The organism is Bacillus sp. FSL W8-0183, assembly GCF_038006825.1.
In the GTDB taxonomy this organism is placed as follows: domain Bacteria; phylum Bacillota; class Bacilli; order Bacillales; family Bacillaceae; genus Bacillus; species Bacillus altitudinis.
The window spans coordinates 3,408,389-3,434,597 of record NZ_JBBOVY010000001.1 but is presented as its reverse complement, the minus strand read 5'-3'; the positions used below and the strand labels follow the sequence as shown (position 1 = coordinate 3,434,597).

General features: G+C 40.2%; 24 protein-coding genes. 20 read left to right on the top strand and 4 right to left on the bottom strand.

Annotated features, from left to right (window positions below; genetic code table 11):
- Nucleotides 1-7: 7 nt before the first annotated feature.
- On the bottom strand, nucleotides 8-928 hold the full coding sequence (gene tagU, locus NSQ64_RS18170; protein ID WP_008348305.1) for a polyisoprenyl-teichoic acid--peptidoglycan teichoic acid transferase TagU: 921 nt from the start codon (nucleotides 926-928) through the stop codon (nucleotides 8-10).
- Between the two features lie 182 nt (nucleotides 929-1,110).
- On the opposite strand from tagU, the gene NSQ64_RS18165 reads away from it, so the two are divergent.
- From NSQ64_RS18165 to NSQ64_RS18100, 14 genes are all read left to right on the top strand, one after another.
- Nucleotides 1,111-1,434 carry a LytA gene (locus tag NSQ64_RS18165; RefSeq protein ID WP_171465829.1) on the top strand — a complete coding sequence of 108 codons (324 nt, stop codon included), beginning with the start codon at nucleotides 1,111-1,113 and terminating at the stop codon, nucleotides 1,432-1,434.
- 24 nt (nucleotides 1,435-1,458) lie between these two features.
- On the top strand, nucleotides 1,459-3,570 hold the full coding sequence (locus NSQ64_RS18160; RefSeq protein ID WP_268381894.1) for a SpoIID/LytB domain-containing protein: 2,112 nt from the start codon (nucleotides 1,459-1,461) through the stop codon (nucleotides 3,568-3,570).
- Between the two features lie 16 nt (nucleotides 3,571-3,586).
- On the top strand, nucleotides 3,587-5,077 hold the full coding sequence (locus NSQ64_RS18155) for a cell wall-binding repeat-containing protein (RefSeq protein WP_319078302.1): 1,491 nt from the start codon (nucleotides 3,587-3,589) through the stop codon (nucleotides 5,075-5,077).
- A gap of 226 nt (nucleotides 5,078-5,303) precedes the next feature.
- Nucleotides 5,304-5,873, top strand: coding sequence for a hypothetical protein (locus tag NSQ64_RS18150; RefSeq protein ID WP_019743577.1), 570 nt, complete (start codon nucleotides 5,304-5,306; stop codon nucleotides 5,871-5,873).
- 198 nt (nucleotides 5,874-6,071) lie between these two features.
- Complete coding sequence (locus NSQ64_RS18145) at nucleotides 6,072-6,731, top strand: sugar transferase (RefSeq protein WP_008348294.1); 660 nt, start codon at nucleotides 6,072-6,074, stop codon at nucleotides 6,729-6,731.
- Nucleotides 6,732-6,749: 18 nt separating this feature from the next.
- A complete protein-coding gene (gene tuaB / locus NSQ64_RS18140) occupies nucleotides 6,750-8,201 on the top strand; it encodes a teichuronic acid biosynthesis protein TuaB (RefSeq protein ID WP_341017662.1) in 1,452 nt (483 codons plus the stop codon).
- Nucleotides 8,198-9,382 (top strand): teichuronic acid biosynthesis protein TuaC, encoded by a 1,185-nt coding sequence (tuaC, locus tag NSQ64_RS18135; RefSeq protein WP_341017661.1) that lies wholly within the window; start codon nucleotides 8,198-8,200, stop codon nucleotides 9,380-9,382. Before tuaB ends, tuaC begins: the two co-directional genes overlap by 4 nt.
- 75 nt (nucleotides 9,383-9,457) lie before the next feature.
- Complete coding sequence (gene tuaD / locus NSQ64_RS18130; protein WP_008348289.1) at nucleotides 9,458-10,795, top strand: UDP-glucose 6-dehydrogenase TuaD; 1,338 nt, start codon at nucleotides 9,458-9,460, stop codon at nucleotides 10,793-10,795.
- A gap of 14 nt (nucleotides 10,796-10,809) precedes the next feature.
- Nucleotides 10,810-11,739, top strand: coding sequence for an NAD-dependent epimerase/dehydratase family protein (locus NSQ64_RS18125; RefSeq protein ID WP_268381891.1), 930 nt, complete (start codon nucleotides 10,810-10,812; stop codon nucleotides 11,737-11,739).
- Between the two features lie 39 nt (nucleotides 11,740-11,778).
- Nucleotides 11,779-13,245, top strand: a complete 1,467-nt coding sequence (tuaE, locus tag NSQ64_RS18120; RefSeq protein WP_335364164.1) for a teichuronic acid biosynthesis protein TuaE — start codon at nucleotides 11,779-11,781, stop codon at nucleotides 13,243-13,245.
- A 61-nt stretch (nucleotides 13,246-13,306) separates the two neighbouring features.
- A complete protein-coding gene (gene tuaF, locus NSQ64_RS18115) occupies nucleotides 13,307-13,984 on the top strand; it encodes a teichuronic acid biosynthesis protein TuaF (protein WP_282745875.1) in 678 nt (225 codons plus the stop codon).
- A gap of 24 nt (nucleotides 13,985-14,008) precedes the next feature.
- Nucleotides 14,009-14,764 (top strand): teichuronic acid biosynthesis protein TuaG, encoded by a 756-nt coding sequence (gene tuaG, locus NSQ64_RS18110; RefSeq protein WP_024719247.1) that lies wholly within the window; start codon nucleotides 14,009-14,011, stop codon nucleotides 14,762-14,764.
- Nucleotides 14,733-15,980 carry a teichuronic acid biosynthesis protein TuaH gene (gene tuaH / locus NSQ64_RS18105; RefSeq protein WP_341017655.1) on the top strand — a complete coding sequence of 416 codons (1,248 nt, stop codon included), beginning with the start codon at nucleotides 14,733-14,735 and terminating at the stop codon, nucleotides 15,978-15,980. Before tuaG ends, tuaH begins: the two co-directional genes overlap by 32 nt.
- A gap of 134 nt (nucleotides 15,981-16,114) precedes the next feature.
- The gene (locus NSQ64_RS18100; protein WP_024719245.1) at nucleotides 16,115-17,182 is read left to right on the top strand and encodes a glycosyltransferase family 4 protein; all 1,068 of its coding nucleotides are present in this window, start codon (nucleotides 16,115-16,117) and stop codon (nucleotides 17,180-17,182) included.
- A 54-nt stretch (nucleotides 17,183-17,236) separates the two neighbouring features.
- Here the strand turns inward: NSQ64_RS18100 and NSQ64_RS18095 are convergent.
- The 3 genes from NSQ64_RS18095 to NSQ64_RS18085 form a co-directional block, all read right to left on the bottom strand.
- A protein-coding gene (locus tag NSQ64_RS18095) for an IS3 family transposase (RefSeq protein WP_268356789.1) occupies nucleotides 17,237-18,588 on the bottom strand; the annotation gives its coding sequence in 2 pieces (ribosomal slippage) (nucleotides 17,237-18,144 and nucleotides 18,144-18,588; 1,353 coding nt in all).
- 71 nt (nucleotides 18,589-18,659) lie between these two features.
- Nucleotides 18,660-19,757, bottom strand: a complete 1,098-nt coding sequence (locus tag NSQ64_RS18090) for an LCP family protein (RefSeq protein ID WP_024719244.1) — start codon at nucleotides 19,755-19,757, stop codon at nucleotides 18,660-18,662.
- Nucleotides 19,742-20,410 (bottom strand): YigZ family protein, encoded by a 669-nt coding sequence (locus tag NSQ64_RS18085; RefSeq protein ID WP_017357860.1) that lies wholly within the window; start codon nucleotides 20,408-20,410, stop codon nucleotides 19,742-19,744. The genes NSQ64_RS18090 and NSQ64_RS18085 overlap by 16 nt, the downstream gene beginning before the upstream one ends.
- A 221-nt stretch (nucleotides 20,411-20,631) precedes the next feature.
- Here NSQ64_RS18085 and NSQ64_RS18080 point away from each other — a divergent pair, with 221 nt between their 5' ends.
- From NSQ64_RS18080 to NSQ64_RS18055, 6 genes are all read left to right on the top strand, one after another.
- A complete protein-coding gene (locus tag NSQ64_RS18080) occupies nucleotides 20,632-21,807 on the top strand; it encodes a sensor histidine kinase (RefSeq protein WP_024719243.1) in 1,176 nt (391 codons plus the stop codon).
- 64 nt (nucleotides 21,808-21,871) lie between these two features.
- Nucleotides 21,872-22,561 carry a two-component system response regulator DegU gene (degU, locus tag NSQ64_RS18075; protein ID WP_008348273.1) on the top strand — a complete coding sequence of 230 codons (690 nt, stop codon included), beginning with the start codon at nucleotides 21,872-21,874 and terminating at the stop codon, nucleotides 22,559-22,561.
- A 210-nt stretch (nucleotides 22,562-22,771) separates the two neighbouring features.
- The gene (locus NSQ64_RS18070) at nucleotides 22,772-23,614 is read left to right on the top strand and encodes a DegV family protein (RefSeq protein WP_024719242.1); all 843 of its coding nucleotides are present in this window, start codon (nucleotides 22,772-22,774) and stop codon (nucleotides 23,612-23,614) included.
- Between the two features lie 119 nt (nucleotides 23,615-23,733).
- Nucleotides 23,734-25,113 carry a DEAD/DEAH box helicase gene (locus tag NSQ64_RS18065; protein WP_445684659.1) on the top strand — a complete coding sequence of 460 codons (1,380 nt, stop codon included), beginning with the start codon at nucleotides 23,734-23,736 and terminating at the stop codon, nucleotides 25,111-25,113.
- Nucleotides 25,114-25,177: 64 nt separating this feature from the next.
- The gene (locus tag NSQ64_RS18060; protein WP_008348267.1) at nucleotides 25,178-25,471 is read left to right on the top strand and encodes a late competence development ComFB family protein; all 294 of its coding nucleotides are present in this window, start codon (nucleotides 25,178-25,180) and stop codon (nucleotides 25,469-25,471) included.
- Complete coding sequence (locus NSQ64_RS18055) at nucleotides 25,468-26,154, top strand: ComF family protein (protein WP_341017650.1); 687 nt, start codon at nucleotides 25,468-25,470, stop codon at nucleotides 26,152-26,154. The genes NSQ64_RS18060 and NSQ64_RS18055 overlap by 4 nt, the downstream gene beginning before the upstream one ends.
- The last annotated feature ends 55 nt before the right edge of the window (nucleotides 26,155-26,209 follow it).

Below are 26,209 nucleotides of genomic sequence, written 5' to 3'. Positions count from 1 at the left end.
TTCTTTTTTACTGCTCCAAACTATCCTTCAATTCCTTCTTCACTTTCGCTAAACTGCTGTCATCAAGCTGATAGTAATAAATATTATTGATTCGTGCGCCTGTACCTTTCAGCTCGTGCTGTTTCACATTTTGTCTTGCATCACGATAATCATTCATCATCGTCCACATGTCGTCAAAGGACATATTCGTTTTCATGTTATTTTCAACGACTTTAAACATATCGCCGAATTTCGTAATAGATGAAATGTTAGCCCCTTTTGCAATGATGCCTTCAATGACTTGTCGCTGTCTTTGCTGACGGCCGAAGTCACCTTTAGGATCTTGCTTTCTCATTCTTGTATAGGCAAGGGCTTGATCACCGTTCAGGTTAATTTCTCCTGTACCAAATGAATGGCCATCATAGCTGAAAGCAAACGTGCTGTTCACCGTAATGCCGCCAAGTGTATCGACAATGTCTTTAAAACTTTCCATATTGACTTTTACAAAGTAATCCACAGGTACATCAAGCAGTTCCTCTACTGTATCTGCCGCCATTTGTGTACCGCCGAAAGCGTAGGAGTGGTTGATTTTATCCATTGTGCCTTTTCCGACAATTTTTGTATACGTATCACGGGGGATACTCACCATCTCAGTTGTTTTCGTTTTCGGATTCACAGTCATGTATATTAATGTATCTGCACGGCCTCGGTCATTCTTTCTTTCATCGACACCCATGACTAAAATGGAGATCGGGTCTTTTTTACTTAAATCGACATCTTTGTCACGCTTATCTGACTTCTTTAAGTTCTCTTGAATGCCTGCGACAGTTGATGCGGCTGTATTCCAAAGATGATACGCGTATCCGCCAGTGGCTAATACGAATAAGCCAATAATCGATAAAACAATCCAAAGAACCTTCTTTTTCTTTCTTTTTCTCTCTGCTCTCATTCTGTCCCTCACCTTTTCTATCATTCTTCCATGATTATAGGTTTACGAATCTTGATAAACAAGTTATTTTTTTACTCTGAACCTAGATATAGACGTTGTAACAAAAAAAAGGTTTCAAAAAACCTTAAATTTACCTTAAAATATTAAGTTATAAGACGATACAAAGACATGAGGTGAAAAAAATGAAAAAAATCGTCGTTTTACCGTTCTTAATACTACTACTAGGTATCGTGCTCACAGCATGTGGAACGGCTGAGCAATCCTCAGGAGAAAACAAGACAAGCAGTTCAACTCCTCAGGTGCTGGAAGAAAAAGCTGAATTTATTGGAATGGCTGATGCACATACAGTCGAAGTAAAAAAAGTGAATACGACCTTAAATTTCGAGTTTACTGATAATTTTAAAGATGTATTAAATGAGTTTGAATCAGGTAATAAAGTAAAGATCACTTACTTTATCAATAATAGTGGTCAAAAAGAAATTCAAAAGATTGAAAAACAGAAGTAAAAAAGATGGGCGGGATGAACAAAATTGAAGAAATTCCTTTTATCAGTAGTTGCGATTCTTATAACTGCAGGTATCTCAACTCCACAAAAAACCTTAGCTGCAAATTCCACCATATCAGTTAAGTTATCAAACTATGTTGGTAATAAAAAAAGTTTGGACATCACATCATCAGGGTCATATAAAGTAAAGGGGAACAATGTTTCTTCTGTCACCCGATATGCTGGAAAGACATTATATGACACCGCCAATTTAATTGCATCAGCTGGTTGGAGTTATCCAGGGACTGTAGTCATTGTAAATAAAAATGCTTTTTCTGATGCGATTACAGCTACTCCTTTGGCTTATAAATTAAAAGCGCCTATTCTTTATACAGAGGCTGGTCAATTAACAAAAACCACAGAGAATCAGATTAAAAAAATGAATCCAGATAATATTTTAATTATTGGAGGCACTTCAGTTGTATCTACAAACACTGAAAAAACTTTAAAGAAGTATGGGAAAATTAAAAGAATAAGTGGAGCAACTCGCTATGAAGTTTCAAAGAATGTTGCGAAAGAAATGGGTAATTATAGTCAAGCTGTTGTCGTAACAGGGCGTGTTTTTGCAGATGGTGCTTCAGCAGCTCCTTATGCGGCACGGAATGGGTACCCAATTTTACTTGCGCCAAAAACAACTCTACCTAACTATCGGATTCCTAAAAAAGTAACCATTATTGGTGGAGAACTTGCAGTTAATAAAAATATTGAAAACCAAATTAAAAAAACGGCTTCAGTGACACGAATAGGTGGAGCTACGCGCTATGATGTATCTGTAAACATAGCGAAAGCCATGAATATGAATGCTGATAAGCTTTATATAGCTAATGGAGCTTCCTTTTTAGATGCAGTGCCACTTTCTGTCTTAGCAGCAAAAAATAATAAGGCAATGGTTCTTGTAAAAAAAGACAGCCTGCCAACACCTGTTAAAAACTTATTAAAAGATAAAGGTACATACTCTTTTCAAATAGCTGGTGGTACTAGTGCGATAACAGAAAACCTTCAAAAGAGCTTAGCAAATGAATTTTACTTAAAGAAAAATACGCCATATCAATTGAATGTGACTAATGGGAAAATTTCAGTCAAAGGAATTAAAACAATTGGTACATCGGTAAGGGTCGTTCCTGAAAAATATTCAACTTCTAATGTTCTCAAAATTGCTGGAAAGCCTTATTTAGGAAATATGAATTTTGTTCTTGAGTCAGGATATATTAGACCAACTAATGAAAACATTCCATTTGAAGACTACCTAAAAGGCGTAGTGCCATATGAAATGCCTGCAAGCTGGCATGTTGAAGCGTTAAAAGCACAGGCAGTTGCCGCTAGAACGTATTCGGTGAACAGTATTGGAAAAGTCGTACCTGATACAACAGCCTTCCAAGTATATGGAGGGTATAACTGGTACACGAATTCGACAAAAGCTGTCGATACCACAAAAGGAAAAGTACTGAAATACAACAACCAGCTCATTTCAGCCACCTATTATTCTAGTAATGGCGGCTATACAGAGGCAAGTGAAGAAGTGTGGGCAAATGCACTGCCGTACCTAGTGGCCAAAAAGGATACAAAAGATCCGGTGAATGCATGGACACTGAAACTTTCTAAAAAGCAGCTAGGCACATCATTGACTGCTAGTACAGTAGCATCTCAGTGGTCTAAGGCAAAAGAGACAAATGCTGCTGATCTTGCTGGTCTCAAATCATGGCTGCTCAAAAACAAAGAAACGGCTGCGTCTGATATGAAAATCGCATCCATCTCAAGTCTGACGTTCTCAGGAACAACAAAAGGCCAGCGTGCAAAGACGGTTTCGATCAAGCTGACATACCACCTGAAAAACAAAACAGGTACGTATACAGTAAACAAAAGCACTACGGCAAGTATGAAGATGACCGAGTTTAGATCAGTCATGGGCGCAACAAAAGTAAAAAGTACATTTGCGTCAGTCAAAAACAATACAAATGACTTCATGATTTCAGGAAAAGGATATGGTCACGGCATTGGCATGAGCCAATACGGATCTAAAGCTAGAGCTGAATCTGGAGAGTCATATTCTTCCATACTTTCGTTCTACTATCCAGGTACAAAATTAACAAACTATTAGAAAGGTGGTATTGATCATGCGTGCATTTATAAAAATGCTATTTATATCAATAGTGGCGTTATTTGTGTTTATACCATCAGCTTTAGCGGATAACTCTGTAACAAGAGTAGATGGAAAAACACGTTATTCAACGGCTGTAAATGCAGCCAAAAAAGGGTGGACTACAGCTAATACAGTTGTATTAGTTGGGAAAACTGCTTATGCAGATGCTCTTAGTTCTGTTCCTTTCGCAAAACAAAAAGACGCACCTGTTTTATATACGAACAAAGACAACTTATCTCCTGAAACAAAAAGCGGATTGAAAAGCTTGAAAACGAAAAAAGTGATTATTATTGGGGGTCAAAGCAATATTTCAAATAAGGTGGCCAATCAATTAAAATCGATGGGGATATCTGTTAGTAGAATTGCTGGAAAAACTCGTTATGACACTGCCACTTTAATTGCCAAACAGATGAAAATTACAAATGTAGCGATTGTTGCAAATGGTTTTGCTTATGCAGATACTGTTGCTATCTCGCCTTATGCTGCAAAAATGGGTTACCCTATTTTATTGACAAATAGCAAGGGTTTACAATCCGTGACTGCTTCCTATCTTAAAAACAGAGGAATCAAGCAGACGATTGTCATTGGTGGAGAATCAAGAGTAAACAAAGCTACTTTCAATAAATTACCTTCGCCAACAAGGGTTGGAGGAGCGACACGTTATGACACAGCTGCAAATGTAGTAAGAAAATATAATATGAGTACGAACAATACGTTTATTAGTAATGGATTTGCATATGCTGATTCCGTAAGTGGAGCAAGTTTAGCAGCAAAACAAGGAAAAGCCTTTATTTTCACTAATGATAAAAGCTTACCTACTCCAACTAGAAAAATTATTGGAGAAAAAAAGATCACACGGTTTAGTGCAATTGGGGGAACAACTGTTATTTCTTCAAATGTACTCTCTCAATTAAAAAATCCAGTAGTAGGAAAGAAAGTATTTATTGATCCTGGTCACGGTGCACATGATGCTGGGGCAATTGGCTACGGTCTTTTGGAGAAAAACGTAAACCTAGATGTATCAAAACGCCTAAATTCAAAATTAATAAATGCTGGGGCTCTAACCTCGTTATCTCGGACGAAAGACACGTATGATACTCTTGAACAGCGTGTAATTAAAGGTGCAAATGCTAAAGCAGATATCTTCATCAGTGTCCATGCGAACTCAAATGATAACAGCAGTGCAAATGGAACTGAAACGTATTATGACAAAACATATGCGGCAACAAACAGCTTGAAGCTTGCGCAAAATATTCAGCCTAAAATGGTCAGTGCACTTGGCACAAGGGACCGTGGTGTGAAAATAGCAGGGTTCTATGTCATCAAAAAATCTAAAATGCCGAGTGTTTTACTTGAAACTGGTTTTGTGTCCAGTCCAGTTGATTCAAACATCTTGAAGTCTGCTACGTATAAAGATCGATTGGCGTCAGGCATTGCCAGTGGTGTGTCAGGTTACTTTAAATAAGAAAATACAAGATGGGGGTGCCTCAGATACTCCTCTTAGGCTGTTCGAGAACGTTTCTCGGCAGCCTTTTTTCAAAGGTCTTGAAGTGATTGTCTAATCAACTGTGTGTCAAGTTAAAAATACATTTCATTTCCGGTTATCTTTGTTATAATTGAAATATAGAAGATGAATAGTTCACACATAATCTTCAAACAGCAAATCGACAAATCATGAAGAGGTGACGATCTTGAAAAAATTAATCACAATGCCGTTTTTAGTTTTACTTCTAGGTGTAATGCTCACAGCATGCGGCACATCAAATCAGTCAAACGATAACAATACGGATAACAGCAAAAAAGAAACAACTGAAGCAGCAGATCAAAAGAAAGAAAATGCAACAGATGAAAAGACGGAAGACAAGTCTGCAAGTGAAAAAGCAGATGATGAAAGCAAAGAAACAGCTGCTCAAACAGAAGACCAAGCAGGTCAATCTGATGAAGATGCAAAAGAAAGCTCAAGTAAGGAAATCACAAAAGAAGAAACGACAAACGATCAGTCAAAAGCTGAATCTAAAACAAAAAAAGAATCTACAACGAAGAAAAATGAAGTCACCAAAGAAGGCACATATGTCGGTTTGGCTGATGGACATACAATTGCTGTCAACATTGATGGAAAAGAAGTAGCCATTCAATTCGGAAATACATTTTCTAAACAAGTGAACAGCCTAAAAGAAGAATCAAAAGTGAAAGTAACTTATACAAAAGATGCAAACGGAACGCTTAGACTGAAGACGATCGAATCCGTAAAGGCAAAATAAAAAAAGACACGTAGACCCGCAGAAATGCGGGTCTTTTTTACGTTTAAAAGGGCATAACTTGATATAAGGGCACATTCTTAACACACTTTTACAAGACTTAACAGCCCATTTACATTTGCTTAATGTTGCTCTGCTAAACTGACTTTCATAGAACATCTCTTTACACAACAACTACTTTGAATGGTGAGGTGCAGGTCAGTGAGCGCAGAGAAAGCGATGAACCTTTACAGAGAATATGAAGTGAGACGAAACCACTCTTTTGCTTTAACAGAACATATGGTTCGATATTTATTTGCAAAACGTTTCATAGATGTTGTGTTCTCGTTCATCGGATTGATGTTGAGTACGCCAATCATTTTACTGTTTGCCCTTTTAATTAAGCTAGAAACACCAGGGCCAGCCTTTTATATGCAGGAAAGGGTCGGAAAAGACGGTGTCTACTTTAAATTATGGAAGCTCAGATCGATGAGAACCAACGCAGAAAGCGGAGGAGCGAAATGGGCGCAAAAAAATGACCCTCGTATCACCAAAGTGGGGGCATTCATCAGAAAAACAAGAATTGATGAACTGCCGCAATTTATCAACGTGTTAAAAGGAGAAATGAGTATTGTAGGTCCACGTCCTGAAAGACCAATGTTTACTGCCGAATTTAATCGGACGATTCCAGGCTTTACAAAAAGACTGACAGTGAAGCCGGGGCTGACAGGTCTTGCTCAAGTAAATGGGGGATATGAAATGAGTCCAAGTGAAAAATTATCACATGACTTACAGTATATTCAAAACTTGACATTTTCTCTCGACACGAAGATTATGGTAAAAACGTTAAAAGTCATCGTGACTGGTGACGGAGCCAGATAAGTAAAGTAGGGAAGAGAAATGGCAAGTATGAAAAATCGCCTGCTGGGCGGAGCAAAATGGACAAGCTTGTCCGCATTGATCATTACCATCATCCAAATTGCACAGTTCGCCTTTTTAGGAAACGTAATGTCACTGAAAGAATTTGGACTCGTTGGCATGATCACAACGGTCACAATATTTACACAGATTTTACTTGATCTAGGCATCGGTGCTGCGATCATTCAAAAGGAACAAACGACGGAACGTCAATTATCTACATTATATTGGATCAACTTGCTGACGGGAATTCTCTTGTTTTGTGTATTGATCCTCGCAAGTCCCTTGATTGCCGCCTTTTATGCCAGACCTGAGCTGGAAGGCTTGCTCAAGTTATTATCAATCATGTTTCTCATTGCACCAATTGGTCAGCAATACCAATACATGATGCAGAAAGATTTAGCCTTTAAAACCTTAAGTACGATTGAGACGATAGCGACGATCATTTCGCTGATTGTTCTACTTATCCTAGCCTTTTTTATCAATCCAATTGTGGCCTATGTGATCTCTCAAGTGCTGCTTCAATCAGGAAAAGGTCTCATGTATGCAGCGGCTTATTGGAAGAAGTGGCGCCCAGCACCCGTTTTCGCATTAGGGGAAGTGAAAGAGTTTTTCTCCTTCGGGGCTTTCCAGCTTGCGTCAAGACTCGTCAATCGGGCAGGCTCAAACATCGACATGATTTTAATAGGACGATTTCTTGGAGCAGAGGCATTAGGGATTTATAGCCTGGCTTATCAAATCGTCACAATCCCGGTGCTGAAAATTAACCCGATTGTGACGAGAGTGGCTTTCCCAGTTTTCGCAAAAAGTCAGCGTGATCACTCTAGGCTGCGTGAGGGCTTCCTCAGCATGACGAATATGCTTGCACTCATTAGTTTTCCACTACTCATCGGTCTTGCTGCCGTATCAGATAGCTTTATAGAAGTGGTGTTTGGAGAGAAATGGCTAGTGGCGGTCCCGGTTTTGAATATTTTGTGCATTGTCGGTCTACTCCGTGTGCTGATGAATCCAAATGGTTCCATCCTTCTTGCAAAAGGGAGAGCTGACTTAGCATTTTATTGGGATACAGGCATGCTCATCGTATATGGATGCGCCTTATATGCAGGAGTCCATACCGGCAGTCTATTGACTGTAGCTTGGGTCTACTCAGGGGTCAGTCTGCTGAACTTCATTGTCGGCAGGTGGCTGATGGCTTATGTCATTCAGCTAGATATGAAGGTGTATGTAAAATCACTCGTAAAGCCTGCTGTCATGACGTTGTTAATGGCCGCCTGCGCAGTGACTATTCATCAAGGGATGAAGCTGACATCAGCGGATATACTGCTTCAATTACTACTGACGATTGTTTTAAGTGCGGCTTTATATAGCTTGCTACTTGTCAAAATGTATCCGCAAATGGCAGGAAAATTATGGAGAAGAGGTCGTTCGTCATGAAGGTGCTATGGCTGACAAGTGTATATCCTAGTGAAAAACATCCAAGTGAAGGCGTCTTCCATGAAACGCAAGTGCAGGAGCTGGTCAAACAGGGCGTAGAAGTGAGCGTGATTTGTCCTACTCCTGTCAATCCGCCCATCTTACGGATGCTTAAAACTTCCTATCGTCAGAGAAAAGATCTTCCCCAGCAGGAAGTGAGGTGCGGCGTGCCGGTTTACAGACCGCCCTATACAGCGCTGCCTGGACAGCTAAAATGGGCTCAGCCGAGTAACCGAATCGCAGCTTCTGTCCTGCGCACAATGGAGCGTTATGAACTGTCACCGGATTTCATCCATGCGCACTTTGCTATGCCGTCTGGCGGCGCAGCAGCTGTGATCAAAAAGGAAGCAAACATCCCTTATCTTCTGACCTTACACGGCAGTGATGTGAACGTCTATCCAACCTATAGCCAAGGGGCGCTTGCCGCCTTTAAAGCAGCAGTAAAACAGGCGTCTGCTGTTCTCACAGTGAGTGAAGAGCTGGCAAAGAAAACACATGACATGACAGAGGTGGATGCACAATGCCTCCCGCTTGGAATTCCGCTCAAGTCATTTTCTAGAACACTGGGGGATCAAACAGCCATCAGAAAGCAGATTGGTTTACCGCTTCACGACAAGCTCGTCGTTTTTGTCGGCCGTTTAGTCAAAGAGAAAGGTTTGCTTGAATTAGCGGAAGCTGTCAGCGGGATGGAGGGTGTAAAAGCCGTCTTTGTCGGAAAAGGGCCCCTCGCAAAGGAGCTGGCCGAACGGGCGGGAGAAACCATTATACTCCCGGGGCAGGTGCCGAATGAACAAGTCAAACATTATTTAATGGCAGCTGACCTGTTTGCCCTTCCATCCTACAGTGAAGGAATGCCGACTGTCGTCCTTGAGGCGCTCGCTTTAAAACTGCCTGTCATCGCAACACGGGTTGGTGGTCTCCCATCACTATTTTCTACCTATCAACATCTGCTCATTGAACCACGTTCAACGAGTCAGCTAAAAGAAGCGATTCACGCTTATCTTTATGAAAACAGATGGAACGAGCAAGTGAAGAACGATCTTCACCACATCGTCCATACAGATTATTCATCATCACATAATGCTAAGCTCCTGATGCAGCAATATGAAAAGGTGCTGAATCAATCAACATCCACCGTTTAAACAGGATGAAATGTGCAAAGACTGATAGATAAACAGTTTGGAACGACCAATATGCTTTTACTGAGAGGATGAAACATGTTGAAGAAAATTGCTGTGATTGGAACAGGATATGTCGGGTTAGTATCGGGTACTTGTTTTGCTGATATCGGAAATCGCGTCATTTGTTGTGACATCGACGAATCAAAAATCAACAGCTTAAAAAGCGGTCTCGTTCCAATTTATGAACCGGGCTTAAAGGAATTGATTGAGAAGAATACAGAAGAGGGAAGATTGTGTTTTACAACCAATATTCCCGCTGCAATTCGAGAATCAGAGATTATTTATATTGCTGTAGGAACACCAATGACACCTCAGGGGGAAGCGGATTTAACATTCGTGAAAGCTGTGGCTCAAACGGTTGGGGAACACCTGAATGGCTACAAAATCATCGTGAATAAGAGCACAGTGCCAGTTGGAACAGGACGTCTTGTTCAAGCCATTGTTCAAAAGGCTTCACGCAGTAAATATCCATTTGACGTCGTCTCCAATCCAGAGTTTCTGCGGGAAGGTTCAGCTATTCAAGATACGATGAATATGGAGAGAGCGGTGATTGGCTCTACAAGCTCACATGCATCCACGATCATTAAAAAATTGCATGATCCGTTTCAAACAGAAGTAGTTGAGACCAATCTAGAAAGTGCAGAAATGATTAAGTATGCGGCAAATGCCATGCTCGCCACAAAAATCTCATTCATCAATGACATTGCGAACATTTGCGAGAGAGTTGGTGCTGATGTGGAAAAAGTCAGCGAAGGCGTTGGGTTAGATAGCCGGATCGGGCATAAATTTTTAAAAGCAGGCATTGGATTTGGCGGTTCCTGTTTCCCAAAAGATACGATGGCTCTTCTCAAAATTGCCGAAACAGCTGGCTACCGGTTCAAGCTGATCGAATCTGTCATTGAAACAAACAACCACCAAAGAGCCCATCTTGTCAGCAAACTGATGAGTGTGTTCGGTGATATTAAAGGAAAAACGATTTCCGTTTTAGGGCTCGCATTTAAACCAAATACAAACGATATGCGTTCAGCCCCAGCACTAGATATTATCCCAATGCTGAGAGAGCTCGGAGCTTTTGTCAAAGCCTATGATCCAATTGCTTATGTAGAAGCAGAAAGAGAGCTTGGCCCGCAGGCGGTCTTCAGCAATGATCTCTATGAAACAGTGAAAGATACAGATGCTTGTCTCATCTTAACGGAATGGGATGACGTACAGAAGATGGATAAGGATCAGATCAAGCAGCTGCTTCGTTCTCCCATTTTAATTGATGGAAGGAATTTGTTTGATCCAGCAGAAATGAAAGAGAGAGGATTTATTTACCAGTCCATCGGCCGCCCAGGCGTATGGGAAACAGAATTGGTATCGAAGGCACAATAATAGGGGGAACTTGGATGAAGAAAGTATTGGTAACTGGGGGAAGTGGATTTATAGGATCTCATACGGTAGAGGCTTTATTAGAGAAAGGTTATGAGCCCATCGTTCTTGATAACTTTTCAACTGGATCGAAGGAAAATATCGCTCATCTTTCCGTACAATGCATTGAAGCAGATGTCACAAAATCAGAAACGGTCGATTTGATCAAACACATTGCACCAGATTATATCATTCATCTTGCAGCGCAAGTGAGTGTAGCCGTTTCGGTTCAACATTTCGTCTATGACGAAGAGGTCAATATTAAAGGTTCGCTGCATGTGATCAAAGCAGCGGCTGAAGCCGGGGTGGAGAAAGTGGTGTTTGCCTCATCGGCAGCAGTCTATGGAGACCCAGTCTATCTGCCGGTCGACACAGCTCATCCACTGCAGCCTGGTTCACCTTATGGCTTGTCGAAACTCACAGTTGAACGATACTTACAGATGGCGAAATCACTCTATGATGTGGACTATTGTATCATGCGGTACAGCAATGTATATGGTCCGCGCCAAGATGCACTTGGTGAAGGTGGTGTTGTCTCTATTTTCTCTGATAAGTTTGCGAAAAATGAGGCACCTTTCATCTTCGGAAACGGGGAACAAACAAGAGATTTCATCTATGTAGGCGATCTAGCCGCAGCGAATGTTGCAGCTTTAACAGCTCAATCAAACGTTTGTTTAAATATCTCAAGTGGTCATTCCATCACGGTGAATGAGCTGTTTCAAACGATGAAGCGAGTCACGAGATCAGATCTTGAACCGATTTATAAGCCTCAGCGTGCAGGAGATATTGTGCATAGTACATTGGAAAATGAGGAAACGAAACAAGTCTTAGCATGGGAGCCTGTTGTGAGTTTACAAGAAGGTTTGGCTCGTACCATTTCCTACTATGAACAGGAAGTAAAGGCTTAATCCCTCAAATCGGATGGGTTGCTTAGGAGGAACATGGGTATGAGTGTGAAACAAACAGCATGGCAAATCATAATCGGATGTATTTTATTAGCAGCAGGTATCTGGCTTGTACAAATGGCATCCACGCAGCCTATCGGGTTAAAGAAGATGGTGGTCATTCCGGTTTTGATTGTGGTGCTCATAGCGGCTGCTATATGTATGAAGCTCTACATGAATGGTGAGCACATATTCATGTCAGCCATTTACCTTTTGATTGCATTAACATTTCTCAATAACGCTTTTTTCTCTATCAGTGCCGGATTCTTTAGTCTCTTTCTCTACCGCATCATGCTCTTGGCTGTCTTTGCTTTATTCATATGGCGGATGAGGGACAAAGGAACGTACATATCCCAGTGGCAGCAAATTCGCGTTAAAGGCATTCTTGGTTTTTTCGCTGCATGGTTTCTTTACGGACTCATCTCACTGCTTTGGGCTCATTCGGTCACAGACGGCCTGAAATATATGTCTCTTCTTGCGATGGGAATGGGTTTTGTCTTTCTTGTGGTCATGTACATTCAGCGAATGGATCAGATCGTGACTTTTTATAGTATTTGGCTAGTCATGACCGTATTTGTGATGGGAATCGGGTTCTATAATCACTTGACCTTGAACCATTTACCGAATACCTCATTGTATCTTGGACCAGCGTACAAACAGCACTATCCTACAGCTGTCTTCTTTAATCAAAATGACTTTGCGACGTTTTTATCTATTAGCTTTTTCTTATATGTGGCGTGTATGCGCCAAATGAAAAATGGTTATATCAAAGCGTTCGGATTACTAGGAGCCATCTTAGCGCTGTATCTCATTTTGTTAACAGAATCGCGCGCCAGCTTGCTTGGCATATTAGCCGGAGCGGCAATCTATGTATGGCTGCTGATGCCTCGCTTTTTAAAAAAGTGGTCTATCATGGCAGCAGGCGGGCTTGTTATCATCTGTATCGCCATTTTTTCAGCCAAAATCTATTCTGTCTTTTATGACTTGTTTCTCGCTTCTCAGGTCGCTCATTCTTTCAGCGAACCACTTCCGTCCAACATTGCCCGGGCGAATTTAATCAAAAACGCCTGGCATTTCTTTGCAAATTCATACGGTTTCGGAGTCGGAGCGGGCAATGTGTCTTATTACTTAGCTCACTTTTCTATCTTTGATACAGATCAGGTCGTGGAAGTTCACAATTGGCTGCTAGAGGTGATGACGAATTTTGGGTTTGCCGTCATGCTAGGTTATATCTCAGTGTATGCCTATCTCATGTTCTCGCTGTACAAACAATACCAATTGGCTGACACGAGATCAGCCAAGATGATCATTGAAGGTCTATTTGCTGCCATGCTGAGCTTTCTCGTCTCAAGTATCAGTCCTAGTTCCGTATCGAATTTATATTTCCACTGGGTGTTTCTAGGTCTAGTGATCGCAGCGGTCAATATCATGAAAAATAAACAGCGCTTCAAGCCGTGGGCAAACGTGTGATGCTGAGTTTGTATGGCTACACTAGTGAAAAAGCAAATACGTCAATGTTGGGAGAATGAGCATGTCTGGTTTTATGTTAAGAATAGGGAAGCGAACGAAAAAATATATCGTATGGCTTGTGCTGCTGCCCGTTGTATTGGCTGCTTTTGGTTTCTTTTTTGCCAAGGGGACAGTAGAACAGTCTAGTTACACAGCTGCTGTGACCTTGACGCTTGGGAAATATGACGACGGTGTGTATAACAATATGGAAGAAGTGACATCTCTATTAAAAAGTGATGCATTTCTGAATCAAGCACTCCGTGATGTAAAGGAAGAAGAAAGGCAGGATGTGAAAAATCGTTTGATTCTCACGAACCAGTCCGATACACAATTGCAGTTGTCGTTTACAGATGCTGATCAAGCTCGAGCTTTGGCGGTAGTGAAACAAGTGTCAGATACATTTTTAAAGCAGGACAAAGCCTTATTTACGAAAAGACAGCAAGTCATTGAAAGGAGACTATCCGCTCTTGAAGATGAATCTGTCAGCAATGACTCCAAGGTCGATAAAGAACGATTTTTATATGAATTGGAATCGACAAAGCTCGGGATGAAGCAGGCAAAGATTGTCGATCCTGCCCAAGTGCTTGATGAAGCAGGCAAAGGCATGTCAGCGAAAAAACGAGCACTGCTTGGACTTGTCATTGGCCTTAGCATCTCGCTTATGTTTGTGGTGTTACCTGAAGTGTTCAAAGAATCTTAATGATGAACTGGAGATGAGTCTTAGGTGAACAATCAACCGTTAGTATCAATTATTACACCGGCGTATAATGCGGAACGTTATTTAACGGATACAGTTCATTCCGTCCTTGCCCAAACCTATTCCAACTGGGAGCTGATCATTGCAGATGATTGCTCAACAGATGGCACAAGGAAGTTGTTAGGGGAATTAAGTCAGACGGACGACAGAATCAACGTCATTTATTTAGAGGAAAACGGGGGAGCCGCTATTGCTAGAAACACCGCCATCAAACAGGCGAAAGGCCGCTTTATCGCTTTTTTAGATAGCGATGATATGTGGAAACAGACAAAGCTCGAAAAGCAGGTCAAGTTTATGTTAGATAATGATCACGCCTTTACTTTCACGGCATATGACATCATTTCAGAAAATGGAGAGCCGTTACAAAAAACCGTCACAGCGCCGGCTCAGTTGAACTACAATGAAGCTTTAAAAAATACGATTATCGGCTGTTTGACGGTGATGCTCGATCTTCAACAAGTAGGACACGTGGAAATGCCAAACATTCGAACAAGGCAGGACTTAGCCACATGGCTCTCTATTTTAAAAAAAGGATTTACTGCCTATGGAATGAGTGAGCCGCTCAGTGAATATCGCATCGTGGGAAACTCGATTTCTAGTAACAAGTGGAAAGCAGCGAAAAAAACATGGTTTGTCTACAGAGAAATTGAGCAGCTTCATTTTGTGAAAGCATCTTGGTGTTTTATGCACTATGCCACAAATGCTGTCAAAAAGCGCTTATAAACAGAAGGGAAAAAAGGTGATAAAGGTGAAAGCAGAGTCGATCATACATGTGATTGTCGCAACGGGAGAATGGGGACACGATGGCCTAAGGTACAGACGGCATCGACTGGCGGAATTTCTTGCATCTGATCCAGAAACGAAAGAGGTCATCTGGGTATGCCCATCTGTCACTCGTCATTCAGCTCCCTTTCAGCCTATAACGGATCGAATGAAGCAAATGACCATTCCTGATGTGCTCAAGAGCAAGTTTTTTCGCTTTGGCCGTTATCAAGATATGTTTTATTTTCATAAATTATCTCCTCTTCTTGAGCATTTGCGTCAAGAAGAAAAGCAGGGCATAGCCGTCTGTTTATGGTATACGTTTCCGGGATTTCCGCTCTTATCTTCTTTATTTGAATGGAAACATATTGTGTATGATTGCAGTGACCTGTGGGGAGAGCCCATCAGCGGAAAAAACAACATTCTCTCTTATATGAGACAGCGAGTCATTGTAAAAGCTGAAAACCGCATTATTAAATATGCACACAGCATTACATGCTCTTCACAATACTTACATGATCAAATCAAAAAAAGGCTCATGGGTGAACCGAAAGATGTCTTTACAGTGGAAAATGGCGTCGAGTATGATGTGTTTGCAAAAAGCAACCTCCCTAGCAGGGAAGACGTGCTAGAGGGAAGAGAGGGAACGGTTCTTGGCTTTATAGGTGGGATCAAGCCGAAGCTCGATTTTGACATGATCGCTCAAGCTGCTCGCATGCAACCAGATTGGACATTTTTATTTGTCGGTCCGGATGGAACGAATGGAGATCCATCTTTTCAGCATGCACTCAAACTGTCCAATGTCCTATGGACAGGAGCAGTCGCACCAGAAGAAGTGCCTGCTTATATGAAATTAATTGATGTAGGGATGATGCCATACAAACAGTCTCCTTACAATCAAGCGGTTTTTCCGCTCAAGCTGTATGAATTTTTAGCTGCCGGAATCCCTGTTGTTGGTTTAAATCTTCCATCAACGGAAAGGCTAAAAGAGAATGATGTGTATGAATATGTAGAGGGCGAAGATCCAGCTCTCTTCGTAGAAGCCTGCCAGAAAGTGATCAGTAAAAAAGATGACATGAAATGCAGACATCTAAGACAAAGCCGGGCAAAGAAAAAAGATTGGCACGCACTGTTCACAAACATGGTGGAATTAACGAATATTAAAGAAAACGCATAATTCATTCAGGATTGTGCGTTTTTATTTGTTTCTTCTTCTTAGGGGGAGCTTGTGATCATCCTATATTCAATTGTATAATGGAAAGAGCGGCCAATATACAAAATACAGATTTCAATTTAGAAGGAGACTGACCTATGGATTACGAACGCGCCTTATTAGCGTTTTTTGTCTCTCTGGCTACAGTTTTAATTGTGACACCAATCGTCAAAAAGTTTGCAATTAAGATTGGTGCAGTGGACCAGCCGAATAAACGAAAAGTTCATGATAGAGTAATGCCTCGAATGGGCGGTTTGGCGATTTTTATTGGGGTAGCGGCTGGAGCACTAGCAGGCGGGCTGTTTCTACATAATAAAATTACAGCTATATCAGTTGGCGCTGTACTCATCGTCATTTTAGGTATATTTGATGATAAATATAATTTAAGTGCAAAATTTAAATTTCTTGTGCAAGTTCTCGTTGCTTGCTTAATCGTGAGCACGGGCTTAAAAATGGACTTTTTCTCTGTTCCTTTCTTAACAGATCGACTGGAGTTAGGATGGATGGCGTATCCCCTGACTGTACTATGGATTGTTGGGATTACAAATGCGATCAATTTAATTGACGGATTAGATGGACTGGCTGCCGGAATTTCGGTTATCGGTTTAACCACGATTGCCGTCATGGCATTTTCTGCGGACAAGATCCTGATTCTTTCGTTATCTCTTGTCGTCATTGGCAGTACCATCGGTTTTCTTTTTTATAACTTCCATCCAGCAAAAATATTTATGGGTGATACAGGTTCGTTATTTTTAGGCTATATGATCTCGGTCCTGTCACTTTTAGGATTGTACAAAAGTGTTACTTTGTTTAGTGTTGTTGTCCCTGTAATTATTTTAGGTGTGCCTATTTTTGATACGACCTTTGCGATCATCAGACGAATATTGAATAAACAGCCTATCTCATCACCTGACAAATCACACATCCATCATCGACTGATGGCCTTTGGCTTATCACATCGAATGGCAGTGATTGTGATTTACATGATTGGCTTAGTCTTCAGCTTAAGCGCGATTTTGCTGACGAGTGCCACCATTTGGCTGTCATTGATCATCATCTTTTTACTGGTCATGTTTATGCAAGTTATCGCTGAAGTCACTGGTTTGGTGAACGAAGAGTTTAAACCATTTACGAAATTCTACAAACGTATGGTCAAAAGACAATAAAAAACAGCCCGCTTCCAAGGAATGAAGTGACCCCCTAAATTTAGACGCGTTTTTTTATGAGACAGCTTTCGAGGCATGAGTTCGATATTGTATCGGACTCATGCCTTTTAGTTTTGTCTTTATACGTGTGTGATTGTAGTAATCAATATATTGTTCAAGTTCTTGCTTGAAGTGTTCGATGTTCTCAAATTTTTTTAGGTATAGAAATTCAGACTTTAAGATACCAAAAAAGTTCTCGATAACTGCGTTATCGTAACAGTTACCTTTTCGGGACATACTCTGTGTAATCCCACGCTTTTTTAAGGCGTGTCTATATTGCTTCATTTGGTAATGCCATCCTTGATCAGAATGTATCATTGGTTTCTCCTCTTCATCTAAACGGTTGAACGCCTGATGAAGCATCGTTGAGACGAGTGAGTAAACAGGTCTTGAACCGACTGTATAGGTAATGATTTCACCATTAAATAGATCTAATATGGGCGAAAGATAGAGCTTCTGACCAAATAACTTGAACTCCGTTATATCTGTGACCCATTTCTCATTTGGTCTATCAGCTTGAAAATGACGAGCCAAAATATTAGGCGCTATTTTGTTCACTGTGCCTCTGTATGAACGATATTTCTTCACTCGGACCATGCATTTTAGCCCTAGAACTTTCATGATGCGCTGGACTTTTTTGTGATTCACCTTTTGTCCTCGGTTGATTAGTTCATCACGAATCCGGCGATATCCATAACGTCCTTGATGTTCCTGATAAATGGTTTGAATCATCTTTTTCAGTTCGACATCCTGATCAGGACGATCTAAATGCTTGATCAAGTAATAGTAGGTACTGCGTGGAATACATGCGAGCTTAAGAAGTGATTTCACCGGATATTGATGCCTTAAATCATAGACTACTTGCGCTTTGTCTTGTTTGGTGATTGTTCCTTGTTTTGAACTAAGGCATTCAACTTTTTTAAATACTCATTTTCCATGCGCAAATGTTCTACTTCTGCCTGTAACGCTTCCATTGATCCTTTCGTTATTTCTTGTTTTCCAGTTTTCTTTTTCATAGACGGACGCCCCTTTTTCTTAGATTGAAGGGCGTCTACTCCTTGTGTTTCCAAGATGCGCTTCCAGTTCCAAAGCGTTGTATCAGAAGGCAGGTTAAAGAGTGCAGCTGTTTCCAAGATAGACGTCCCATGTTCATTCATATAATCAAGTACGTCTAGTTTATATTGGACTGGATAATTTGTATATGACTTTGAAAAAGCTTTTTCGCCATGATATTGATACTTTCTGACCCAATATTGAAGTATGCTTTTGTGCACGCCAATCTGTTTTGCAATTCCAAGCAGGGGTTCGCGGTCAATGAGGTATCGTTTTACCGCTTTGATTTTATCTTCAATTGTAAATTTAGCCAAAAGAAAAGCACCTCCAAATGTTAGACTGTGTCTAATATTTGGGGTGCACTTCAGAACGGGCTGTTTTCCTATTATTGTCCTGATGTGCTGGTCGAAGGGGCCTGTGTATCGGCTGACCCTGTTGTACCAGAAGATGAATCGGTTTGTGTATTTGTTTCAGTTGAGGACGATGACTCAGCAGGAAGCTTTAAATGTGTCCTTAACTCATTTTGCACCTCAGCCAAGTTGGTTTGATCTGGCTCAAAGAAGTATGTTCGATTTGGTCCTAGATAAAGGTCTGATCCTTTAATAGATAGTGTTTCAGTATCGTCTCCTTTAAAACCACTGTAAATTTGCTGTAGAGCAAGTCCTTCTGTGATGCGGAAGTTGGTTGTTATATGATCACTTACTTCTTTTGCAATATTATCCACGTTTGCAATGTTATGAGGTTTCGCCATTTGATCAATCATGGCACGTAAGATTTGTTTCTGACGATCGTTACGCCCGAAATCACCACGTGGATCTTGTTTTCTCATTCGCGCATAAGCAAGTGCCTCTTCCCCGTTTAAATGCATATTCCCTTTTTTAAAGTAAATCTTTTTCGATTTTTTGACGTCACTTTTTTCATTGAAGTCAAATGGGACGTCTATATCGATTCCCCCAACTTCATCAATGACATCCTTAAAACCGTCAAAGTCCACTGTTGCATATTTGTCAATTGGGATATGCAAGAATTGTTCGACAGTTTCAATCGTTTCGTCTTTACCGCCTTTAGCAAATGCCGCATTGATCTTTACTTTATTTCCCGTTGTGTCACTAGCAAGCTGTACTCGTGTGTCACGGGGGATACTGACCATTTTCATCGTTTTATCCTGAGGATTAATCGTTGCGACGATGAGTGAATCTGAACGGCCGTGATCACCATTTGTGGCGTAATCCTCTATACCAACAAATAGGACAGAGAAAGGTTTTTTCTTTATATCAATGACAGCATCACGGAGTTTCGATTTCTCCCCACGCTCTAATTCATCATAAGTTTTGTCAGCAGCCTGGAGTGTATTCACAATCTTATAAACTGCAAATCCGCCCATGCAGATGAAGAGAAGCAAAAATAAGACCAGAATCCGTTTGAAAATCTTTTTCTTCTTACTCTTTTTCTTTCGTACACGCACTTTTACTCGTTGTGCCATTCATCTGTCTCCTTTATCGGACCAACGTCCTTTTCTAAATAAATCAATTCGCCTTCTTTAGTAACACTCTTTCCATTAGTTAACTCAGTCATCCATTCAATGAACTGCTCTGTTTGTGTTTCTTCTACATACGTTTCAAAAATCACATCTTCTGCATAATGGATGTCTTTTAGCTGAAAAGATGAGGCTCTAAGCTCATTCTCTACCTTTCCAAGCCATGTATAATCTATTGTTGTGTGCATCGTACGCATTAAACAGCGTTCTACCATACCAACATGATTGATTGCTTCAGACACAGATTTTCCGTACGCGCGAATTAATCCACCGGCACCTAGCTTAATACCGCCGAAATAACGAGTGACGACAACTACTGTATCTTTCAGCTTGCGTTTTTTTAGCACTTCAAGCATGGGTACACCTGCCGTACCGCTTGGTTCACCATCATCATTTGCTTTTTGAATCAGATCATGTTCACCGATCAAATAGGCGGAACAATTATGAGTGGCGTTCCAATGTTGTTTTTTTATGGATTGTATAAAGGCTTGTGCTTCTTCTTCAGAGACAGCACGTTGTATATGACAAATAAAACGTGATTTTTCAATGACGATCTCATGCTCGCCACGGCTTTTTACTGTGAGATAGCGGTTCAGCAAAAGACATACCCTCCTGACAAGCAAATTGTAAGGCTAGAGAAAATTTGCATTGGTTTTAGAATTTTACAGCGTATTTTGTTATGATGATAGGAGCGGAAAAAGGGTCGTCATAAAAATTTCATGATTTATACGCATTCTTTCATTATAATTCGACATAAAATGCAGATCAATGACATTTATAATAAAAAAAGATGACATCACTGTTACGGGAGGGAAAAGCCATGACAACACCTAAAATGGATCCGAAGTTATTGGATTCAATCATCATGAAAATGCTAAGTACAGTTGATGGCAGTAAGGACGAAGTATTTAGAATCGGCGAACAGTCCCGTCAACAATATGAAAGCCTAGTAGAAGAGCTCAAGCAAATTAAACAGCAAGTCAACGAAGTAATTGATTTTGGGGATAAACTAGAAGTACATACGAGACATGCTAGAAATCGATTATCTGAGGTCAGCAGAAACTTCAACAAATTCAGCGAAGAAGAAATACGAGAAGCCTATGAAAAAGCACATAACCTGCAAGTAGAATTGACCATGATCCAGCAGCGCGAAAAACAGCTGAGGGAAAGAAGAGATGATCTCGAAAGACGATTGTTAAGCTTACAAGATGTCATTGAACGTTCAGAAACGCTTGTGAGCCAGATCACGGTCGTTCTCAACTACTTGAACCAAGATTTACGTCAGGTCGGTGTTTTACTTGAAGATGCTCAGGCAAAACAAGATTTTGGACTAAGAATTATTGAAGCCCAGGAAGAAGAGCGCAAAAGGGTATCACGAGAAATCCATGATGGACCTGCTCAGATGCTGGCAAACGTGATGATGCGTTCAGAACTAATTGAACGAATTTTTAGAGACCGTGGAACAGAAGAAGGCTTTAAAGAAATTAGAAGTCTAAGACAGAATGTGCGAAATGCACTGTACGAAGTGAGAAGAATCATTTATGATTTAAGACCGATGGCTTTAGATGATTTGGGTCTCATTCCGACACTGCGAAAATACTTAAACACAATTGAAGAATATGATGGAAAAACCAAAATTACGTTCCAATGCCTAGGGGATACAGAAAATGAAAGAATTGCTTCTCAATTCGAAGTGGCACTGTTTAGACTAGCCCAAGAAGCTGTCACAAATTCATTGAAGCATTCCGAAGCTGAAGAAATCTCTGTAAAAGTAGAAGTGACAAAAGACTTTGTCACGTTAATTATCAAAGACGATGGAAAAGGCTTTGATATGAAAGATGTGAAAACAAATAAAAACAAATCCTTTGGGTTACTTGGTATGAAAGAGCGCGTAGACTTACTAGAAGGTAAAATGACCATAGACTCAAAAATAGGTCTAGGGACATTCATCATGATTAGAGTACCGTTAACATTACAAAATAAAATTGTAAAATAGAGACAAAAGACATATTGACCATAAAGTTCAGGTGTAGAACAATAAACATGGGGAGGCGTAGCTTGTGACTAAAGTAAATATTGTAATTATCGATGACCACCAATTATTCCGTGAAGGTGTCAAACGGATTTTAGATTTTGAACCTACTTTTGAAGTAGTTGCAGAAGGAGACGACGGTGACGAAGCTGCACGTATCGTAGAACACTATCATCCGGATGTTGTCATTATGGACATTAATATGCCGAATGTAAATGGTGTGGAGGCTACAAAACAGCTAGTAGAGCTTTATCCCGAATCAAAAGTCATTATCCTATCTATTCATGACGATGAAAACTATGTGACACATGCATTAAAAACAGGAGCAAGAGGCTACTTGTTAAAAGAAATGGATGCAGATACCCTCATTGAAGCAGTAAAAGTAGTAGCTGACGGAGGCTCTTATTTACATCCGAAAGTCACTCATAACTTAGTAAATGAATTCCGACGCTTAGCAACAAGCGGCGTTTCAGCACATCCACAGCACGAGGTATATCCTGAAATTCGCAGACCACTTCATATCTTAACAAGACGTGAATGTGAAGTTCTTCAAATGTTAGCTGACGGAAAGAGCAACAGAGGTATTGGTGAGTCGCTCTTTATTAGTGAGAAAACAGTCAAAAACCACGTGAGTAACATCTTGCAAAAAATGAATGTAAACGACCGTACTCAAGCTGTTGTTGTAGCAATTAAAAACGGCTGGGTAGAAATGAGATAATGTCCGGACAAGTACTCCTTTTTCGCCTGTTTTTAATTCTCTCACATTCAAGTTAGAGAGCAATGATAGGCAGGTAAGGAGTCTTTTTCGGATATAGCGGGCTTGCCTATTGATTAGGCAAGCTTTTTTGATTAGTATTATAAATCTAGTGAAAAACAATGATCATTCTTTTTTAAAAAGCAACTTAACGGATAAGGAAGGTATTTAAGAATGAAAATAGCCGTTGTAACAGACAGTACTGCTTATATACCACAAGAACTACGTGATAAACATCATATTCATATGATCCCTCTGAATGTCATCTTTGGTACTGAATCATACCGTGAAGAAGTAGAAATGGATTGGAAGACATATTATGAAGAAGTCAAGAAACATAAAGATCTTCCAACAACCTCTCAGCCTGCTTTCGGTGAGCTTATAGAATTATATGAAAAACTTAGTGAAACATATGATGCTGTGATTAGTATACATCTGTCAAGCGGAATTAGTGGAACATACAATAGTGCGGCCTCAGCGAATGAACTAGTTGACGGAATCGACATTTATCCGTTTGATACAGAGACTAGCTGTATGGCGCAAGGTTTTTATGTGTTAGAAGCTGCTGAAAAAATCCAAGGTGGTGCTTCTCCAGAAGAAGTGATTTCCCATCTCAATTATCTGAAAGAAAATCAAAGAGCTTATTTTATGGTAGACGATTTAACTCATTTACAACGTGGCGGCAGATTAAATGGTGCTCAGGCTTTTATTGGAAGCCTCTTAAAGGTAAAGCCTATCTTGCATTTTGACAACAAGCTAATTGTCCCTTTTGAGAAGATTCGTACACGAAAAAAAGCCATTTCACGTATTTTTGAATTATTTGATGAAGATGCATCACGTGGTGTTCCAATGAGAGCAACTCTGATACATGGTAATAGAGAAGAAGAAGCAGATGAATTAATTGCGCACTTATTAGAAAAGTATCCTCATGTTGAATTTTATAAAAGCTACTTTGGTGCCGTGATTGGCACTCATCTAGGCGAAGGCTCTTTAGCACTTGGCTGGATCATCAGGTAGATATCAAAATCCCCTTTTCTCATGGAAAAGGGGATTTGTTTTTCTATTTTTACAATTAGACGAAAGGCCTTCTCTTTGTACATAATGGGTCAACATGAATGGAAAGGTAGTGCGTGAAATTGAATCTGGAAAAAGCAATGGAACTCAGTCACAAGCTACAATCAAGGCACCTTCTTCCTGTTGAATGTCAATGTACACAGTCCGAATTGGAGTGGCTGGAGAATCAAGGATTTATCCATAGAACACCTGCAGTCGATAGGGTGGCGAGTGGTTTGACCTGCTGCCGGTGCGGTGTATCAAACAAGCGCTACTTTGCCCTCTCTCCGTGTGAAACATGTAAAAAAGACTGTGTATACTGTAGATCCTGCATCATGCTTGGAAAAGTAAGTGAATGTGGCTTTCTCTATGAATGGACGGGTCCACAAAAGAAAGAAACAAGACGAGTTGAATTAACATGGCAGGGAGAGCTTTCTAAAGGGCAAAAGAGAGCGTCCGATAGGCTAGTAGAAGCAATCCAAAACAAATTTGATCTGCTCGTTTGGGCTGTTTGTGGTGCGGGGAAAACGGAGGTGCTTTTTCATGGAATAAAATATGCGCTAAATAACGGAATGAGTGTTTGTATTGCGACGCCTAGAACCGATGTTGTACTGGAGCTTGAACCTCGAATGAGAAAGGCATTTCAAGGACTGAATATAGCTGCACTTTATGGCGGGAGTTCTCAAAGATTTCAAATGGCACCGCTTATGATCGCTACAACCCATCAGCTAATGAGATATAAAAACGCCTTTGATGTCCTCATTGTAGACGAAGTCGATGCATTTCCTTATTCAATGGATGAACGGCTTCAGTTTGCTGTTTTAAAATCAATGAAAAAAACAGGAGTTAGAATTTACTTAAGTGCCACACCATCTAAAAAAATGCAAAAGGATGTTGCTCGTAGACAATTAGAAGCGATCAAAATTCCTCTGCGCTTCCACCAAAAACCGTTGCCTGTCCCAACATTTCAATGGGTTGGAGATTGGAAAAAGAAATTAAAAAGAAATCGGCTTCCAGCATCTACAATGAACTGGCTGCATGAACATATCACAAAGAAAAAAAGAGTGTTACTCTTTGTTCCTTCTATTTCTACTATGAAGAAGGTAACTCATATTCTTCAAGGTCAAGATGTAAATGTACAGGGTGTTTCTGCGGATGATCAAGAAAGGAAGCAAAAAGTCCAGCATTTCAGAGATCATAGATACGATGTATTGGTTACAACAACTATTCTAGAAAGAGGCGTTACCATTCAAGATGTTCAGGTGGGCGTATTAGGTGCGGAATCTCCTATTTTTTCAGAAAGTGCACTTGTCCAAATTTCTGGTAGAGCAGGGAGACATCCAGATTTTTTTAACGGAGACGTGTACTTTTTTCATTTTGGTTTAACGAGAAGTATGAAACAAGCAAAGAAACATATCGTAAAAATGAATAATACAGCTGAAAAAGAGTTTTCTGAAAAATAGTGTGGGTTCAACTAAATCATGGTACATTATATTCACAAAACACAAATGGCAGGAGAGACAAAATATGCTACTCAACGCAAAAGAAATACTACTTAAAGAAATTCTCTATCAATATCTCAACCAATTAAACATGATTTGTCATTGTGAAAAATGTATAGAAGATGTATTAGCCATTTCTCTAAATCAAGTGAAACCGCAATATATAACAGATATCGATAAAATATCCTACAGTAAATCCGAGATGGTGGATAAACAGAAAAATACGGCGATGCTCGTCATTCTGACAGAAGCTGCTTCAACGGTCACTACATATCCAAGGTGCGAAAATCATTTGCCGTTGAACAAAGAAAAGCGTTGATTTGTCCAATTTGTGAGAGCCATTTTGTGGCTGCTTTTACATGGAAATCATTCCTACTATTAAATGAAGATCGTTTATGTGTAGCATGTAAGAACCACCTGATGAAGATTCAAGGTTCTACTTGTCCCAAATGCGGAAGAGCGCAATCAAATGATCAATTGTGTCAGGATTGTTCAAGGTGGAATAAACGACGGGATTTTGCTGAGATTCTTGTAATGAATCGATCTGTTTATGCTTACAACGACTTTATGAAAGATATTCTAGCTCGATTTAAATTTCGAGGTGATACGGCTTTAGCTGATCTATTTAAAAAAGATGTACAGTCAGCGTTTAAACGTTCTTTTTCAATCAAAGAACCGGTGCTTGTCCCAATTCCATTGAGTAAAGAGAGATTAAAGGAAAGAGGATTCAATCAGTCAATGATGCTTGCTTCCATGATTGGCGGACCTATATTGGAGCCACTTATAAAAGTACATCAAAGTAAGCAGTCTAAGAAAAGAAAAAATGAACGTTTACATCAACAGAATTTGTTCCAATTAAGGCAGTCAAACCCGATCGTTCTAAAGGATATCATATTAATCGATGATATTTATACAACTGGGGCGACAGTCTATCATGCAGCAAAAATTTTAAAAGACGCAGGCGCCAAAAGTGTTTCCTCTTTTACGTTGATTCGTAGTTAAAAATCATGACAATCAACCGATATTAAGAAAAGAAAATAACGTAAGGGGTTTTGGT